The 17,941-nt window shown below is 50.1% G+C and carries 19 protein-coding genes; all 19 read left to right on the top strand.

What is annotated here, in order from left to right; genetic code table 11:
- Nucleotides 1–8: 8 nt before the first annotated feature.
- Entirely contained in the window at nt 9–1,271 is a 1,263-nt protein-coding gene (nuoF, locus tag AB1756_00545; GenBank protein MEW5805840.1) for an NADH-quinone oxidoreductase subunit NuoF, read from the top strand.
- A 9-nt stretch (nt 1,272–1,280) separates the two neighbouring features.
- Complete coding sequence (locus tag AB1756_00540; protein ID MEW5805839.1) at nt 1,281–2,861, top strand: 2Fe-2S iron-sulfur cluster-binding protein; 1,581 nt, start codon at nt 1,281–1,283, stop codon at nt 2,859–2,861.
- 19 nt (nt 2,862–2,880) lie between these two features.
- A complete protein-coding gene (gene nuoH, locus AB1756_00535) occupies nt 2,881–3,951 on the top strand; it encodes an NADH-quinone oxidoreductase subunit NuoH (GenBank protein ID MEW5805838.1) in 1,071 nt (356 codons plus the stop codon).
- Between the two features lie 15 nt (nt 3,952–3,966).
- Nucleotides 3,967–4,458, top strand: a complete 492-nt coding sequence (locus tag AB1756_00530) for an NADH-quinone oxidoreductase subunit J (protein ID MEW5805837.1) — start codon at nt 3,967–3,969, stop codon at nt 4,456–4,458.
- Nucleotides 4,455–4,763 (top strand): NADH-quinone oxidoreductase subunit NuoK, encoded by a 309-nt coding sequence (nuoK, locus tag AB1756_00525; protein MEW5805836.1) that lies wholly within the window; start codon nt 4,455–4,457, stop codon nt 4,761–4,763. The genes AB1756_00530 and nuoK overlap by 4 nt, the downstream gene beginning before the upstream one ends.
- Before the next feature lie 4 nt (nt 4,764–4,767).
- A complete protein-coding gene (nuoL, locus tag AB1756_00520; GenBank protein MEW5805835.1) occupies nt 4,768–6,849 on the top strand; it encodes an NADH-quinone oxidoreductase subunit L in 2,082 nt (693 codons plus the stop codon).
- A gap of 24 nt (nt 6,850–6,873) precedes the next feature.
- A complete protein-coding gene (locus tag AB1756_00515) occupies nt 6,874–8,562 on the top strand; it encodes an NADH-quinone oxidoreductase subunit M (GenBank protein ID MEW5805834.1) in 1,689 nt (562 codons plus the stop codon).
- Nucleotides 8,538–10,100, top strand: coding sequence for an NADH-quinone oxidoreductase subunit N (locus AB1756_00510; GenBank protein ID MEW5805833.1), 1,563 nt, complete (start codon nt 8,538–8,540; stop codon nt 10,098–10,100). The genes AB1756_00515 and AB1756_00510 overlap by 25 nt, the downstream gene beginning before the upstream one ends.
- A gap of 192 nt (nt 10,101–10,292) precedes the next feature.
- Nucleotides 10,293–10,535 (top strand): AtpZ/AtpI family protein, encoded by a 243-nt coding sequence (locus AB1756_00505; GenBank protein MEW5805832.1) that lies wholly within the window; start codon nt 10,293–10,295, stop codon nt 10,533–10,535.
- A complete protein-coding gene (locus AB1756_00500) occupies nt 10,519–10,923 on the top strand; it encodes a hypothetical protein (GenBank protein MEW5805831.1) in 405 nt (134 codons plus the stop codon). Before AB1756_00505 ends, AB1756_00500 begins: the two co-directional genes overlap by 17 nt.
- Complete coding sequence (atpB, locus tag AB1756_00495; protein MEW5805830.1) at nt 10,920–11,801, top strand: F0F1 ATP synthase subunit A; 882 nt, start codon at nt 10,920–10,922, stop codon at nt 11,799–11,801. The genes AB1756_00500 and atpB overlap by 4 nt, the downstream gene beginning before the upstream one ends.
- Before the next feature lie 39 nt (nt 11,802–11,840).
- Nucleotides 11,841–12,083 (top strand): ATP synthase F0 subunit C, encoded by a 243-nt coding sequence (gene atpE / locus AB1756_00490; GenBank protein MEW5805829.1) that lies wholly within the window; start codon nt 11,841–11,843, stop codon nt 12,081–12,083.
- 11 nt (nt 12,084–12,094) lie between these two features.
- A complete protein-coding gene (gene atpF, locus AB1756_00485; protein ID MEW5805828.1) occupies nt 12,095–12,595 on the top strand; it encodes a F0F1 ATP synthase subunit B in 501 nt (166 codons plus the stop codon).
- Between the two features lie 130 nt (nt 12,596–12,725).
- Nucleotides 12,726–13,826: a 3-dehydroquinate synthase gene (gene aroB / locus AB1756_00480; GenBank protein MEW5805827.1), complete on the top strand. Its 1,101-nt coding sequence runs from the start codon at nt 12,726–12,728 to the stop codon at nt 13,824–13,826.
- Nucleotides 13,827–13,938: 112 nt separating this feature from the next.
- Nucleotides 13,939–15,324: a sigma-54 dependent transcriptional regulator gene (locus tag AB1756_00475; protein MEW5805826.1), complete on the top strand. Its 1,386-nt coding sequence runs from the start codon at nt 13,939–13,941 to the stop codon at nt 15,322–15,324.
- A gap of 293 nt (nt 15,325–15,617) precedes the next feature.
- Nucleotides 15,618–16,040 carry a hypothetical protein gene (locus AB1756_00470; protein ID MEW5805825.1) on the top strand — a complete coding sequence of 141 codons (423 nt, stop codon included), beginning with the start codon at nt 15,618–15,620 and terminating at the stop codon, nt 16,038–16,040.
- A gap of 47 nt (nt 16,041–16,087) precedes the next feature.
- On the top strand, nt 16,088–16,468 hold the full coding sequence (locus AB1756_00465) for a hypothetical protein (protein MEW5805824.1): 381 nt from the start codon (nt 16,088–16,090) through the stop codon (nt 16,466–16,468).
- 35 nt (nt 16,469–16,503) lie between these two features.
- Nucleotides 16,504–16,725: a hypothetical protein gene (locus AB1756_00460; protein MEW5805823.1), complete on the top strand. Its 222-nt coding sequence runs from the start codon at nt 16,504–16,506 to the stop codon at nt 16,723–16,725.
- 20 nt (nt 16,726–16,745) lie between these two features.
- On the top strand, nt 16,746–17,941 hold a 1,196-nt coding region (locus AB1756_00455), incomplete at its 3' end, for a GGDEF domain-containing protein (protein MEW5805822.1).

Raw genomic sequence — 17,941 nt, 5'->3', positions numbered from 1 at the left:
GCATTGAGATGGAACTGATACTTACAAAAAACATTCATAAGCTAAATTCGGAATCGATTGATGTCTATCTATCTGGCGGTGGCTATAGATCGCACGAAAAAGCTCTGAAGACTATGACTCCCGATCAGGTCATAGAAGAGGTTAAGAAGTCCGGGATAAGAGGAAGGGGTGGGGCAGGCTTTCCGATGGGGGGCAAATGGGGTTTCGTTCCAAAGGATGATTCCAGGCCCCACTACATGGTCTGTAACGCCGACGAGAGTGAGCCGGGGACTTTCAAAGACCGGATCATCATTGAGAAAGATCCCCATCTTCTCATCGAAGGAATCATCATCGGCTCTTACGCCATCAGGGCTCATCTTGCCTTTATCTACATCAGGGGTGAATACGTCCATGGCTATAACATCTTGAAAAAGGCGATCGCCGAAACATACGATAAAGGATTCCTTGGAAAGAACATCCTTGGCACAGGATTCAATCTCGATCTCATCCTCCACAGAGGGGCAGGAGCCTATATCTGCGGCGAAGAGACGGCTCTGATGGATTCCATCGAAGGGAAAAGAGGAAATCCACGCCTGAAGCCTCCTTTCCCGGCTCAGATCGGGATATTCAAAAACCCGACCAACATCAACAATGTGGAGACGCTGGCCAATGTCCCGGCCATCATCGAGAAAGGTGGAGAGTGGTACAGCAAGATTGGCCGTGCGAACAATACAGGAACTAAGCTTTACTGTTTGAGCGGTCACATCAAGAGACCGGGGGTCTATGAGCTTCCCCTGGGCATCCCGCTCAGAGAGTTGATTTACAACCATGGCGGAGGGATGCTCCAGGATGACAGGAAGCTCAAAGCGGTAATACCGGGCGGTTCCTCGGTTCCAGTCCTGACGGCCGACCAGGTCGATGTGTTGATGGATTTCGATTCACTGCAGGCGGCTGGGTCGATGCTCGGCTCGGCAGGGATCATCGTGATGGATGACAGCGTCTGCATGGTAAAAGCGACCCACCGTATCACGAAATTTTACGCTCATGAATCGTGCGGGCAGTGCACCCCGTGCCGCGAGGGGACAGGATGGATGGAAAAGCTATTGAGAAGAATGGAAGCGGGAAGAGGGGAGAACGGAGATACTGAACTCCTCTACGACGTGGCGCAGAACATCCTTGGAAATACAATCTGCCCGCTCGGCGATGCCGCGGCAATGCCGGTCATGAGCTTCGTGGAGAAGTTCCGCGAGGAGTTCGAATTTCACATCTCCAACAAAAGATGCATGGTTTAAAGGTTATCGATGCCGACACTGAGGATCGATGGGAAAGAAGTAACGGTGGAAAACGGGACTACCATCCTGAAGGCGGCGGAGTCGATCGGTATTATCATCCCTCATTTCTGTTATCATCCTGAACTCTCCATCGCCGGGAACTGCAGGATGTGTGTTGTCGAGGTCGAGAGGATGCCCAAGCTCCAGACTGCTTGTTCCACTGAGGTTTCGGATGGAATGGTCGTTCACACGACGACTGACCGAGTCGTGAATGCCAGAAGAGCCATCATGGAATTCCTCCTGATCAACCATCCCCTCGATTGCCCCATCTGCGACCAGGCAGGTGAGTGCAGGCTTCAGGATTATTCCGTCAGGTATGGTATGGCCAGCAGCCGCTTTGCAGAAGAGAAGGTCAAAAGTGTCAAGAGGGAAATCTTCGGACCACATGTAATATATGACGGAGAGCGATGCATCAAATGCACGCGGTGCATAAGATTCTGCTATGAGATCACAAAAACCGGGGAACTTGACATGTTCTTTAGGGGGGACCACAGCACTGTGGGGATCTTTCCAGAAAGAGATCTCAAGAACGATTATTCAGGGAATGTGGTCGATCTCTGCCCGGTAGGAGCGCTAACCCTCCGGGAGTTTCGCTTCAAGTCAAGAGTGTGGGATCTGAAGAAGGTCAACACGATCTGTCCGGCCTGCGGAAGGGGATGCAACATCATCGCCTGGGTCAAGGACAACAGAATCTTCCGATTGACCCCTCGCTTCAATCCTCATGTCAACCGTAGCTGGATGTGCGATCATGGAAGACTGAGCCACGAGTTCCTGTACAGAAGCGAGAGGCTCGTTTCACCAGAGATCATGAATGCCGAACGAAGGAGACTCAACTGGAAGGAAGCTTTTGATTGTGTAACAGATGCTCTGAAAAGCATTCTGCAGAATCATGGAAGCGGCTCCATCCACCTTGTTGTCTTCCCGTTCATCACGAACGAAGATGCATTTCTCATCCTTAAGGTTTTGAAAGATGTCTTTCCCAAATCCACCGTTTCAATTCCGATTATTGAGATAGGAGAAGACGATTCGCTACTCATCAGGAAGGACAGGACACCAAACAGGAGAGGAGTGGAAGAAATATTCAGGGAAGTGTCTTCGAGAATTATCAGTGTGGATGATGCGGCAAAACGGGTGAAGGAGGGGATGATAAAAAGCCTCGTAGTTCTGGGCGAGGGATTAACCGGTGCCAATGACTGTAACATTCTTGCAGATACCCCCATCTCCCCTCTAGAATTCTCCCTCTTCATCGGAAGCTTCAAGCCCTGGAATGCAAACGACTTTAGTGCCATGCTTCCAGCATCCACATGGGCAGAATTGGATGGCACCTTCACCAATTTTGAAGGATTTGTTCAGAGAATATTCCCCTCTGTTCTCTCCTCTTGTGAGAGCAGGCCGTTATGGAAGATCGTGCAGGAGCTGGGATCCAGAATAGGGACAAGATGCGCTTTCAGGTCGGCATCTTCCGTTTTTGAGAAACTGGCGGAGGAGCATCAATCTTATCGAGAACTGAGATACTTTTCATTGACGGATGAAAGCAGGATAAAAAAGTAGAAAGGCGAAGAAGCACATTATGCCGGGATTTCTGACAGGATGGACATCAGAAGAATTCATGGTTCATATGGTCGCCACGCTCGTCAAGATCGGGGTCGTCTTTGCTTGCCTGATGACCGGTCTTGCCCTGATGACATGGGTAGAGAGAAGGGTCAGCGGCTGGATCCAGGACAGGCTGGGGCCAAACAGAGTCGGTCCATTTGGTCTTCTCCAGCCTCTGGCAGATGGAGTTAAATTCTTTCTCAAGAAAGATATCGTTCCGGACCATGTTTACAAGCCCATCTATATCCTGGCACCGGGCATTTCTCTCTTCATCGCCTTGCTAGCCTTTACGGTCATACCGTTTGGAAGCGAGCTGACCGTATTCGCTTGTAAGATCCCGTTGGTGATTGCCAACATAAACATAGGGATACTGTTCATCATCGGGATGTCGTCTCTGGGGGTTTACGGGATTGTCATGGCGGGCTGGTCCTCCAATAACAAGTATTCACTCATGGGAGGCTTGCGCTCTTCTGCCCAGATGATCAGCTACGAGCTCTCGCTAGCTATATCGATCGTGGGCGTCCTTATGATCTCTGGCACTCTCAGGTTGACGGAGATCGTGGAGAGGCAGGCGGGGGGATTCTGGCATTGGAACATCTTCATGGGGGGATGGCAGATACTCGGCTTCATAATCTTTCTGGTGGCCATGTTCGCCGAGACGAACAGGCTCCCATTCGATCTTCCAGAGGCGGAATCAGAGCTTGTTGCCGGATACCACACGGAATACAGCAGCATGAAGTTTGCCATGTTCTTCATGGCGGAGTACATTAATATGATCACGGCTTCGGCCCTCATAGTTACGTTCTTCCTCGGAGGCTGGCAGCTCCCATTTGACATGGGGTTGTCGGGAAATCTCCTTGCCCTGGCCCAGATGATAGTATTCGCCACGAAGGTTTCCTTTTTTCTCTTCCTCTATGTCTGGGTCAGATGGACGCTCCCGAGATTTCGCTATGACCAGTTGATGCGATTGGGGTGGAAAGTTCTCTTTCCCCTCTCGCTCTTGAATATCATTATCGCAGGCTTACTCGTCGCATTTGATCTTGTTTAAAATGGTATGGAAATAATGATTTTTGCAATCACGGCAGCAGTGGCTATCCTGTCGGCCATCATTGTGGTCACGCACAGGAATCCCGTGGTCTGTGCGCTCTCGCTTGTCGTAAATCTCTGCTGTATCGCTGTCTTCTATCTCCTTTTGAACGCCATGTTCCTGGCAGCCATTCAGGTCATCGTCTACGCCGGTGCCATCATGGTTCTAATCCTCTTCGTCATCATGCTCCTCAACCTCCCGCAGATGGAGCGCCGGAGAGAACCCGCAGGCCTTCTGCAGAGCATCCTTGGTGGTTTGCTGGGCGTTCTATTTCTTTATGCCATAGGAAGAGCCCTTTCTGGATACAGCAGGGGATTCGAAGCAATGCCGATAAGAGAAGGTTTCGGCTGGACGGAGTCCGTGGGAAGACTCCTCTTCACAAACTACTTCTATCCCTTTGAAGTAATTTCGCTACTGCTGATCGCGGCGATGATCGGTGCCATCATTCTGGCAAAGAGAAAGATTTGAACTTGGAAATAGCTCACTATTATCTTCTGGTCAGTGCCATCATATTCACCATTGGCGTACTCGGTGTCCTTCTGAGGAGGAGCGCAATCATAATCCTCATGTCCATCGAGCTGATGCTCAATGCCGTCAATCTGGCCTTCGTAACCTTCTCCAGGATCAATCACTCCCTTGATGGACAGATCTTCGTCTTTTTCATTATGACGGTAGCCGCCGCGGAAGCCGTCGTGGGACTGGCCATCGTCATTGCCATTTTCAGGAAGAAAGTTTCGACGGACGTTGACGAAATCAATCTGATGAAGTGGTAGACAGATGCTGAAGTTTGCATATTTGATAATCCTGTTTCCATTCATAGGGTTCCTGATCAACGGGCTCTTGGGGAGGAGGCAGATACCGAAGAGATGGGTGGGGTACATAGCGTGCGGGGCGGTATTTCTGTCGTTTCTGTTATCTGTCTGGATTTTCGTGGAGCTGAACGGGGATATAGGGAAGTATGAGGGGATGCCAGGGGTGAGGGTGAGCGAGGGGGGGAGGAGTGTGGAGGTGGAGGCATACGAATGGGTGCCGTCGATGAAGGTGATGGGGGGAGAGAGAAGCCTGCGTATCGGGATGAACTTGCAGATAGACCCGCTGTCGAGCGTGATGGTGATAGTTGTGAGTCTTGTTGGGTTTCTGATCCATGTATATTCAATCGGATACATGTGGGAGGAGGGAGGGTACTACAGGTATTTTGCCTTTTTGAATCTGTTCATGGGGATGATGCTGACGCTTGTATTAGCGGGGAACTTTGCGATGATGTTCATCGGGTGGGAGGGTGTGGGGTTATGCTCCTATCTGCTGATCGGATTTTTCTTTGAGAAGGAGTGGTGTGCTGATGCAGGGAGGAAGGCTTTCATCGTGAACCGGATCGGGGACTTTGGATTCATGATTGGGCTGCTGCTGATCGTCGTAGTCTTCGGGACGCTGGACATAAGCGATGTTATGGGGATGATAGGCAGTGGAGAAGCCGGAGGGATAGAGATCACGCTGATAGGGATACTGCTCTTCATCGGAGCCATAGGGAAGTCTGCGCAGATACCGCTGTATGTATGGTTACCTGATGCGATGGCTGGGCCTACGCCTGTATCGGCGTTGATCCATGCGGCTACGATGGTGACGGCAGGGGTCTACATGGTGTCACGGTGTGCGGTGCTGTACGTGCATGCACCTGCAGCACTCACTATAGTGGCGGTGATAGGGGGGCTGACGGCCATCTATGCGGCAAGCATAGGGCTTATGCAGAACGACATCAAGAAGGTGCTGGCATATTCGACCGTGTCGCAGCTTGGATACATGTTTCTGGGGGCAGGAGTAGCGGCCTTTGGGGCAGCGATCTTCCATCTAATGACGCATGCCTTCTTCAAGGCATTGCTGTTTCTTGGCTCAGGGAGCGTAATCCACGGGAGGAAAGGGGAGCAGGACATCAGGAAGATGGGAGGGCTGAAGAGGCATATGCCGGTGACGCACGTGACGTTTCTATTAGGGGCGCTGGCCATCGCTGGGATACCTGGATTTTCTGGATTTTTCAGCAAGGAGGAGATACTGTTCAGGACTTATGTAAGCAACAAGGTGCTGTGGCTGGTTGGTTTGGCAGCGGCAGGGATGACGGCGTTCTACATGATGAGGCTTGTATATCTGACGTTTTACGGTAAGGCGAGGTTCGACGAGGAGGAGCAGCATGTTCACGAAGCTCCGAGGGTGATGACGTATCCACTGGTGATCCTTGCAATCTTCAGCGTGATAGTGGGGTATGTAGGGATACCTAAGGTTCTAAGTCCTGGTAAAGACATCAACTATTTCGAGCATTACCTTGAGCCATCATTTGAGGCTCATGAAGTGGCAGCAGGGATGGGCGGAGAAAAGATTCATGAAGGAGAGGATGAGGTGAGCGCAGGTGTTGAGTTAATGTTGATGGTGGTGGCGGTTATCATCGCCATCGTGGGGATATACATTGCATGGGAGATGTATCTCAAAAGGCCGGGGCTTCCTGGGAGGGTAGCCGGGAGATTCATGTCTTTGTACAGGCTCATCTCCAACAAGTACTGGGTGGACGAACTTTACGATGCAGTGATTGTGCAGCCCTACTACTTCCTCTGCAGGAGGAGTTTTGACTTCGACACCTGGGTCATCGACGGAACCGTAAACGGTGTGAGGCATCTGACCGTCGGCTTGAGCCATCTATCCAGCTTCAACGACAAGTGGGTTGTAGATGGAATGGTCAATATCCTCGGATACGGAATCAAAGGATCTTCTTGGGTATTCCGGAAGGTGCAGACTGGACTTGTTCAGAGCTATGCGACGGTCATCATCCTGGGAACTTTCATCCTGCTCAGCATCTTCCTCATATTTATTTAGATGGCTTGAAAAGGAGCATGAGAAATGACTGAATTCCTAACGAAGATTCACATACTGTCCATCGTGACATTCCTTCCTCTTGCGGGAGCGATCATCCAGCTCTTCTTCCCGAGGGATTGGAAGAACTTCCACATGAAGTTCGCCACCCTTGTGGCATTTCTTGGTTTTCTTATCTCCCTTCCGCTCTGGTTCGTCTATGATGCAGGAAACGGGGGATTTCAGTTCGTGGAGGACCACGCATGGATCCAGACCATCGGAGCCAGGTACATACTCGGGATCGACGGCATATCCCTTCTGCTTCTCCTCCTGACAACACTCCTTGGTTTCATCTCAATTCTCTCCTCCTGGACTGCCATCACAGAAAGGGTCAAAGAGTACTACATCTTCATGTTGATTCTTCAGACCGGAATGCTCGGCGTCTTTGTTTCACTCGACTTCTTCCTCTTCTACATATTCTGGGAAGTGATGCTTGTCCCCATGTATTTCCTCATCGGAGTCTGGGGAGGGCCAAGGAAGCTCTATGCAGCCATCAAGTTCTTCCTTTACACGCTGCTCGGTTCTGTGATCATGCTTCTTGGAATTCTTGCACTCTACTTTTACAATGGGGCTGTTACGGGAACATACACCTTTGACATACGGCTTCTGCATCAGCTCGGGCCGATGTCAGCGGAATGGTATGCGCTGCAGTTCTGGGTCTTCCTTGCCTTCTTCGTCGGCTTTGCCATCAAAGTTCCTCTCTTCCCGTTCCACACTTGGTTGCCAGATGCGCACGTAGAGGCTCCAACGGCTGGTTCAGTCATCCTTGCCGGCATTCTCCTGAAAATGGGGACGTATGGCTTTGTCCGCTTCTCCCTTCCCATCATGCCTCTGGCCACGCAGAGGCTCATGCCCTTCCTGATGACAATATGCATCATCGGCGTCATCTACGGAGCGATGGTAGCCATGGTCCAGAAGGACTGGAAGAAGCTCGTGGCTTACTCCTCAGTGAGCCATCTAGGCTTCACCATGGTGGGAGTCTTCGCCCTCAACTGGCATGGGATATCGGGCGGAGTCATCCAGATGATCAATCACGGGCTATCCACAGGTGCCCTCTTTTTGATCGTCGGTCTGATCTACGAGAGACGGCACACCAGGATGATCTCGGATTTTGGCGGTCTCTCGAAGGTCATTCCCCTCTTTGCCACTTATTTCATGATCATCATGCTATCCTCCATCGGACTTCCGGCGCTCAATGGTTTCATAGGAGAGTTCACGATACTCGTTGGAGCTTTCCAGCTTCCCCAGAAGCACTGGGCCATCCTGGCAGCCACAGGGATCGTCCTCGGAGCCGCCTACATGCTCTGGCTCTATCAGAGGACGATGTTCGGAAAACTCGATAAGCCTGAAAACGAGAAACTCTTGGATCTGAACTTCAGAGAAGTGATGACCCTGCTTCCCATCGTCATACTCTGTTTCTGGATAGGCATATATCCCAGGCCATTCTTTAACATTCTCGACAAGCCTGTGGACAAGCTCGTCCATCAGGTTGAGATGAGGTACGACTATGCAAAGGAGGAGAGTTACGCAAAAACTCTCTCTTCTAACTGCACTTCGAATCAACTGGAATCCAGGGAACTCTCGCGCCATGAGCCTGTCCGGAATGGACTGAGCCAAAACATAATGGACAGTGATAAGGAGAATCATCCGATGTGCGTGGAGGAAGGGGAGATCTGATGACCCTGAGCGTTTCTGAAATCATACGAGGAATGCACTGGATCAAACCGGAGATCCTCCTGTCCTTTTTTGGATTTGTTATGCTCATCCTGACTGCTCTATTCCCGAGAGACTGGCGGAAGGGGATAGGATTTCTCTCGCTGATCAGCATCCTTATCGTTCTGATTCTCATCCCGACCTATATCGGATTCAAGGGGAAGGAAGATGGAAAAGTGATCTCGGGAGAAGCACAGGGAGCGTTTCCCGATATCCACGGAAGACCGGGTTTCGTCGTGGATGGGTTTTCAGTATTTTTCAAGATCGTTATCCTTCTCTCCTCCGCTCTCGCGATACTCCTCTCCTTTAAGTATCTGGACTACGAACGGATCCAGGAGGGTGAATACTATGCCCTCATCATCTTCGCCGCAGTGGGGATGATGTTCATGGCTTCGGCTCTTGACTTCGCTTTGATCTACGTTGGACTCGAACTCATGGCGCTCTCGGTTTACATCCTGGTCGGGTTCATCAAATGGAACAGGAAATCAAACGAGGCGGCGTTGAAATACTTCCTTCTCGGAGCCTTTTCTTCCGGAATACTCCTCTATGGTATCTCTCTCGTTTATGGCGTATGCGGCACGACGAATCTTAATGGGATACGGATCGCCATCGAGAACGGGGTCGAGAATTATCTCATCCTTGAGACCGGGATGATTTTCATACTTGTCGGGATGGCATTCAAGATCGCTGCCGTTCCCTTTCACATGTGGACCCCCGACGCCTATGAAGGGGCGCCGACGAGCATCACGGCCTTCATTTCGACCGGTCCCAAAGCAGCCGCCTTCGCAATCCTTCTGAGGGTCTTCATCGAAGGATTCGTCCATCTACAGGAGGACTGGACGCTCCTCTTTGCTCTGATAGCTTTTGCCAGCATGACGCTGGGCAACATTACCGCCATCTCTCAGGATAACGTCAAGAGGATGCTTGCCTATTCGAGCATTGCCCACGCCGGATACGCCCTCATGGGGGTGGTTGCCTTCGGTGCCGCATTCGGCGACTGGGAAACCAAGAAATTCGGGCTCATTTCAGTCATCCTGTACACGCTTATCTACACTTTTATGAACATAGGGGCCTTTGGCTTTGTGGTCCTTCTCAGGAGAACTCAGCAGGTGGGTGACAGACTGGAAGACTTTTCAGGACTTGCCAGAAGGAACGGACTTGCAGCCTTCGTCATGCTTATCTTCATGCTCTCACTTGCTGGCATCCCCTCCACTGCAGGATTCATCGGGAAGTGGTGGCTCTTCGGTGCTGCGATCAAAGCCAACTACACCTGGCTGGCCATAGCGGCAGTCATCAACAGCGCCATATCCCTTTACTATTACATGAGGGTCGTCGTAACAATGTACATGGGCCAGCCCAGAGAAGAAGAAAAGTTTGTATTCCCTCCAGGCGTTACGTCTGCCCTTGCCATATCGGTCTTTTTCATCTTCCTGATCGGGCTCTACCCCGGCCCCTTCATTGATTTTGCAAGGTTCGCGCTTCTCCCCATTGCTTTCCGCTAACCTTTTGCGTTCTCAGGCTGATGATTCTTAGAACTCAGCTTGTTGGACAATCCGATTGTGCGATCCGCCAGGTCTGTGAGGCAAAGGCAGAATATTTCCATCATCCGGGAAATGTGATAATCTTCAGTTTGCCTGATATTTATTGCCTAAAGGGATGAGCGTGATTGATCCCTGGAAGCAGGGTCGGCGGGGATGGAAAGAAAAGATGAAGATAAAAAGCGCGCAGATCTGCCGGGAGTGTGGCGAAGCGCAGGCCCATATCTGGGGATAGGCTGGTTCTTCGTCATTTCCATTCTGGGAGGGCTCTTCCTGGGAAAGTGGCTCGATAAGAAGTTCTATACGGAGCCCTGGTTGATGCTGGCAGGGATTGCTCTGGGACTCTTTCTTGGATTCTACAACCTTATCAAAGTAGTGCTCCATGAAGGGAAAAAGTAGTATCGCTAAGAATTTCCTGCTGACTTCTCTTGTTCTGCTTCTTCTGTCCTGGATCCTCTTCCTCTATCCATTCTGGAATACTGCGGAAGCCGGACTCCTGTCGGGATTGTTCATAGGCTCACTTTCAAACTTTGCCATTGCTCTTGGTTTCTTCTCTGCCGTCATCTGGTCGTTTGATAGGCCCCAAGGGACCTTCCTTGCAACTCTTTTTGTCGGAATGCTTGTCAAGATGATAATTCTAGCCCTGATCCTCGTCTCTCTCATCCTGACTTTCCATACGAATCGTGCATGGCTTATCTCTTCTTTTATGCTATATTATTTCGCATTTCAAATTCTTGAAGTTATCTTCTTCGTAAGATACGCTGGTAGTTTGCGGGGAAAGAAATGATCTTAAAACTTGTCGAGGAACATGCGAGTGAAGCCGCAGAGCATGCCGTTGAAGCCGTGCATGGAGCGAAAGCTGCCGGTGCCGCCTCTCACGGTGGGAGCGGCGTGGCAGAGATTCTGGAGCATCATATCCTCAACTCTAATACGATAGAGGTGCCCTTCATTGGAGAGGTGCATCTCCCTCACATCGAACTCTTCGGGATAGACATCTCCATCACCAAGCATGTCGTGATGATGTGGATCTCCTCGCTCGTCCTGATCATACTTTTTGCGGTGGCCTTCCGGAGGAAGAGCGCAACCCCAAAGGGTCTTGCCGCAATGCTGGAGATGATGGTCCAGTTCGTCCGCGATGAGATCGCAATCAAGAACATAGGCGAGGAAGGGAGGAGATACACATCCTACCTTTTGACCACCTTCTTCTTCATCCTGGCCTGCAATCTTCTTGGCCTGATCCCATACGGGGCCACAGCAACCGCGAATATCGGTGTGACGACAGCGCTTGCGGGCATGTCCTTCATCATGATCCAGGTATCGGGAATGATCAAGCATGGTCCGATAAAGCATTTCAAGAACCTCATCCCCCATGGAATTAATCCGTTTCTTCTTCCGATCATGATCCCGGTAGAGATCATGGGGATGTTTACGAAGCCCTTCGCCCTTTGCATCCGACTCTTTGCCAATATGACTGCGGGCCACATTGTCATCCTCTGCCTGCTCAGCCTCATCTTCGTCCTGAAGACTCTCATCGTGGCACCGGCGAGCGTCGCTTTTGCCATTTTCATATATTTTCTGGAGTTGCTCGTTGCCATCATTCAAGCTTACATATTCACGATGCTGACATCGCTCTTCATCGGGATGTCGGTTCATCCGCATCATTAGGGGAATCATGCGAAATCATCTTCTCAAAGGAGGATTTGAATGGAAGCATTAGGATTATTTAAAGCGTTGGCCTATCTTGCGGCAGGTTTGGGAGCCGGGCTGGGAGTCGTTGGTGCTGGATACGGGATTGGTCGATTGGCCGCTTCCGCCATGGATGGGATTGCCAGGCAGCCCCAGGTGGCGGGAGACATCAGGACATCGATGATCATTGCCGCGGCCCTTATAGAAGGAATCGCCTTTTTCGCCGAGGTTGTCTGCATCCTTCTCGTTTTGATGAAGTGAGGGTATGACGGATGGAGAAACTGATTACTCCCGACATCGGTGTCATCTTCTGGACGATCGTCACGTTCCTCGTCGTCCTTTTGTTCCTGCGCCTGTTTTTCTGGAAACCGATCCTCAACATCATCGATGAGCGGGAGAAAACGATCAAGGAAAGTATCGATCAAGCAGATCGCGCGCGCGATGAAGCGGAGAGGCTGCTTACAGAACAGCAAGCGGCGCTTGAAAAGGTGAAGAGGGAAACGACTGAAATGCTCGACGATGGCAGGAGAGAGGCAGAGAGAGTTAAAGCGGAGCTCATAGAGCAGGCCAAGAGGTCGCAGGAGGAAATCATCGAGCAGGGAAAGAAAAAGATCGAGCAGGAAGCAAGGCTGGCCATGCAGGGGATCAAGGAGAAAGTCGTCGATCTTGCCATCACGGCGGCAGGCCGCCTCATCGAGGTCTCCCTCGATGAGAAGGGTAAGAGGAAGCTCGTGGAGGATTATCTGGAGGAGCTCTCCAGAAAGAAACACTGAGAACCTTCCCGGAAGATTCATGTTATGATAGAACCCGGCGAAAGCCGGGTTTTTATTTCAGCAATCGATGCGGACCGGTCAGTCCTCCTCGCTATAGCTGGAAGGATATGGAGTGCAAGCGTTGGGTAAAGTGAAAACATTCAGGCTGACATTTCCTTCCCAGAAAAAATCCTGCAATCTTCATATTGGACGTGGGCTCCTGAAAAGGGTTCCCGGGGTTCTTGCCGGCATGGAGCTCGCGGAGGTGTATCTCCTCCTTACAGATAGAAGAGTGGGGAAGCTTTATGGGAACGCTCTGTTCAATTCGCTCAAAAAGAGAGGGATCTCCTGCAGGAAGCTGGCTGTGCCGCCGGGTGAGGGGAGCAAGAGCAGAGAGATTAAAGAGTTAGTCGAGGACCGGATGATCGAGGATCGATTCGGAAGGGATTCGGCGCTGCTCGCTCTTGGAGGGGGTGTCGTGGGAGATCTGGGAGGGTTCGTGGCTTCCACCTATATGCGCGGCATCCCGTACGTACAAATTCCGACAACATTACTATCGATGGTGGACAGTTCCGTCGGTGGCAAGACGGCAATCAACCATCCTTCCGGTAAGAATCTGATCGGCTCTTTCCACCAGCCTGAGGCCATTCTCATGGATGTCGACACGCTGCTCACACTCCCGAAAAGAGAGTTCCGCTGTGGGCTGGCAGAAGCAATCAAGTATGGAGTTGCTCTCGATGAATCGTTGTTCGATCTGATTGAAGAGAATGCAGATGCCATTGTGTGTATTGACTTGGACCTTGTTGAGAGGATAGTATCCAGGTGTGCCCGGCTAAAAGGAGAGGTCGTTCAGAAAGACGAGAAAGAAAAGGGTCTTAGAAAGATCCTTAACTTCGGTCATACAGTTGCTCACAGCCTGGAGCTCCTTTCCTCATACAGGATTCGCCACGGGGAAGCTGTATCAATCGGGATGCTCGTCGAAGGAGAGATCTCCAGAAGGATGGGACTTTTGAATGACTGTTCGCTACAAAGGGTCCGCGACCTCCTCCGATCATTCTCTTTACCGGTAAGCGTGCCTGCGGCATTCTCCACTCGTGACCTCATCGAAATCTCCAGACGGGACAAGAAGATCAGGAGAGGAAGGATTGAGTGTGTCCTCATCGGAGGGATCGGAAAGCCAGCGGATCGCCGGAAGATAACTTTCCCTGTCGATGAGATGCTTATTCTAGAAGCCCTTAAAGCTTGTTCTTAGTTTTATGATGCAGTCGATCTGCACCATATCAATTCTTTGTTGATAATTTCAGGGTTTATGTCTATCATTTCAGCCTTGAGACCTTTTGTTTCTCCCTCGTGGGAGGGTGGAGATGGAAACAAGAATCGTTAAAGAAAAAAACATCACTTCGGTTAAATATTGCGGCCACATCCTCGTCATCGACGATGATCACTCCCTGCTTGGTATGATCAGAGACGTCCTCTCTTCGGATGGCCACGTCGTCGAAACGGCGGATAATGTCTCCGATGCGTTGAGGAAGATCCAGGAAAGCCTTTACGACGTCTTTTTGATCGATCTGGTAATGCCCGAGATGGACGGCATCTCTCTAATGAAGGAAGCGATGAAGGTTCAACCTGAGTCGGAGCTCATCATCATGACGGGGTTCGCCGATATCGAGAGCGCTGTAAGGGCCATAAAGGAAGGAGCATACAATTACATCACGAAGCCTTTCCAGATTGAAAAGCTACTCATCGATATCCAGAAGACGCTCGAGAAGAAGTATCTTCAGGAAAACATCGACACGCTCAAGAGACAGCTCGATGGGGAGATGCGCTTCGGAGAGATGATAGGTTCCTCGCCAGCAATGCTTCGTGTCTTCCATCTGATCAGACAGGTAGCGCTGACTGATTGCACAGTTCTGATTTTTGGAGAATCGGGGACCGGGAAGGAACTCGTTGCAGGTGAAATCCATAACAGATCTCCGAGGAAAAATGGACCGTTCATAGCCGTGAGTTGTGGTTCGCTTCCTCCATCCCTCCTTGAAAGCGAGCTCTTCGGACATGTCAGAGGAGCCTTCACGGGGGCCTCCAGCACGAAGATAGGGCTCTTCGAAGCCGCCGATGGAGGAACAATCTTTCTCGATGAAGTCGGAACGGCCAACAAGCAGACCCAGGTCGGTCTCCTCAGGGTTCTGCAGAACAGGGAGATCAGGAAGATAGGAAGCACGGTCAACAAGAAGATCAACGTCAGGGTCATCGCTGCGACCAATCTTGATCTCAAGAGGGCGATCGAGTGCGGAGAGTTCCGCGAGGATCTCTACTACCGGCTCAGCTCGGTCTCCATTAATCTGCCACCTTTAAGAAAAAGAGTTGAGGACATCATTCCTCTGGCAAATAAATTCATCTCTCAATATTGCAGGAAGCATGGAAGGAGCGCGAAAACTCTCTCTCCAAAGGCCATGGAATTCCTGACCTGTTACCACTGGCCTGGAAATATCCGGGAGCTGGAAAATGTCATAGAAAATGCCGTGATAGTCTCGGAAAGGGAAATCATCCGGCCGAAAGATCTGCCTTCTGATGTCGCTTCAGAGGAAGATGCCGGAGCTATCAAGGATGTATTAACTCTCCAACAGGCTGAAGAGAAACACATAAGAGATGCTCTCATGCTTTCCGGTGGAAATAAGCTCAAAGCCTCGAAGATGCTAAACATTCCTAGAGCCACGCTTTACAGAAAGATGCAGAGGTTCAAGATCGATTGAAATCGCCATTTTTCATGCCTCCCTATAGCATTCTCATATTGATACAAAGTTTCGCATTGCAAACAACCCTTTTGTTATTAGCAAATTGTAAGGATCAATCATTTTCTCTAAACCCCTCAAACAGTAATTTATTCTCATTTTTAGACATTATCTTGCAACCAGCCTAAAAACGACAGATTCTTAATAGCCTCCTAATTCATTAAAAATAAAAAAGATATAAATTTTTTGCCCAAAATTTTTCTCTGGCATCGCCATTGCCTTATATCAGCAAAGTTTAGGAGGCAGAAGGAACGATGGATCTACTCGAATCAGGCAGCAATCGAAGAAAAGGTCAGGTTTTCCTCTTCATGAACAACGGAAACCATCATAATGTGGAGATATTTCATGAAGTCTGCAATAGCCTCGACCTGGAGCTAGTCTCCATCAAGGGGAGGATCGGAGAGAAAAGCGTATTTTCGGCTATCACCCATAGGCCGATCGCGGCCATCGTCATCCAGAGGAAAAATCCAGGCGAGAATCTCAATATCATCTCCGAGATCAAAGTGAACCTGAAAAAACTTCCCATCATCTTTTATGTGACGAAATATTCGGAGAACCTGGAAAATCTGATACGCAGGGTAGGAGTACACTATTTTCTCCTGAAAGATTTTGAAAAAGAGGAGCTATGTCTCGTTCTCGACATGCTTTCGGAAAGCGAGAAAAGCGATATCAATTGATCTGATAGACAGGAATGAGCTTAATCTGTTTTAAGTGAGGAGGGCTCATGAAGAGAAGAGGAGCCGGTAGGTTGCAGGGAAGAAGATATTTGACTACCAGAAAGAATCTCGATGGAAAAGCCGATGCTATTTTTACATCCAGACCGGAGATCAGGAACGGAAGGATCGAAAATACCGGCGATGTGTGGGTAATCATGAACAGCGCGGGAGAGGAGCTGGAAGATTTCTTCAGGGAAGGGATCGAATTGTGGGAGGATGAGTTGTGTGAGATTCCCATTAAGAGCGATCCGAAGCCGGTCATGTGCCTTGGGATAAAGGGGAAGGCAACGGTCATCATGGGAGAGGCTAAGGGAAACGCAGATTATCTGCTTTCAAAGATCATTTCAGGGAGCTTTCGTGGTTTGGAAGGAAAGATAGGAAAAAGTTGATTTTGAAGAAATTTTGGAAGGATAGGGGAAACAAAATGGCGCAAAAAGAAAGCATGGCAGTGGTGGATGAGAGACTTCAAACGGTCACCGCAGAGGATCTGATGAGGCAGATCATGAGAATCGTAGAGGAGACGGTGAGGGATTGCAGCAATGGTCAGTGCGTGACGGTCGATTACCTGGGCCAGTCTCTGGAAGCTCATGAGCTTGATCTGAGAAAGTTCATCCTCAAGATCAGCGGGTATGTTACGTTAAACTGAACGGCCGGGGGGCAGATGAAATGTTGAATCAGCGACATCCAGAGAATCTTCTACCCATCGGGAATGATGGCACGGGCAACGTCAGCCGGAAGATCAGAGAAGAATATGAGAACCTGCTGAGACAGTTCGTCTTCATCAATAGGTTAATCTCAGTTCTTTTATCTTCTTCCGATGTGGATGAGATGCTGGAAAAAATAGTTTCGGGTATTCATCAGACTCTGAGCATCGAACGCGTCGGGTTCCTCTGTCTTCGTCAGGGAGAAGATCTCCTCCAGGGCCAATTCGCTTCTGGAATAGAGGCTGAAAGCCGGGAGAGGCTCCAGATCCCGATCCATGAATGCAGCTGGATCCTTCTCAATGCTGCCAGGCACAAGAGTTCTTTCTTTTCACGCGTCGAATCCGCCGCCTTGAAGAGACTGCTCTATCGTTCCCTCGGTGAGGAAGAAAGAGATTCTCTCTTCTTCCCGATCTTTTCCTACCGCGGGGAGGGTTGCCTTCTGAATCGGAGCGAGGCCTTCCTGAAGATCTCTCATGAGTTTTCCAGGAATGGTGCGCACAGAGGAAAGAAGGAAGACTACGCCATCGGGGAAGAATGCTTGACCTGCAAATATTTTCCGTTGCTGGGAATCCTATGGATGGATAACAGGTCCAGTGGGCATCCCTTCCACCATGAACTTATCACTCTATACACGCTCCTCCTGAACATGGACATCGCTGCTGAGAACAGGATCCTCATGCGTGAGCTGAAGGAAGTCTCCATAAAGGATGGGCTGACTGGAGCTTTCAACAAGAGCTACCTTATTTCCATTTTGGAAAAGGAAGTGGAGAGGGCTTCCAGGCAGGGAAACAGCCTGTCCATTGCCATGATGGATCTGGATGATTTCAAGAGGATCAATGACAGCTACGGACATCAGTTCGGGGATAAATGCCTGCAGATATTCGCGACGTTTGTTCAAAACTCCATAAGAAAGATGGATTATTTCTGCAGGTTTGGAGGCGATGAGTTCGTCATAGTTCTGCCGGGAGCTTCTGCCGATCAGTCTGCCAACGTTGTCAACAGGCTGGTGGAGAGATTGAAAAATGAACGGGTCAGCATCGGGGGAACTTCGTTGACCATGCAGATCAGCACAGGGATCGCCACATATCCGGACATGGCAAAGAATGCAGAAGAGATTCTGAATTGTTCGGACAGGGCTCTCTACGATGCCAAGAAACG

It is taken from the genome of Acidobacteriota bacterium (genome assembly GCA_040752675.1).
Taxonomy (GTDB): Bacteria; Acidobacteriota; Polarisedimenticolia; order JBFMGF01; family JBFMGF01; genus JBFMGF01.
This window is presented reverse-complemented; position numbering and strand designations above follow the sequence as displayed.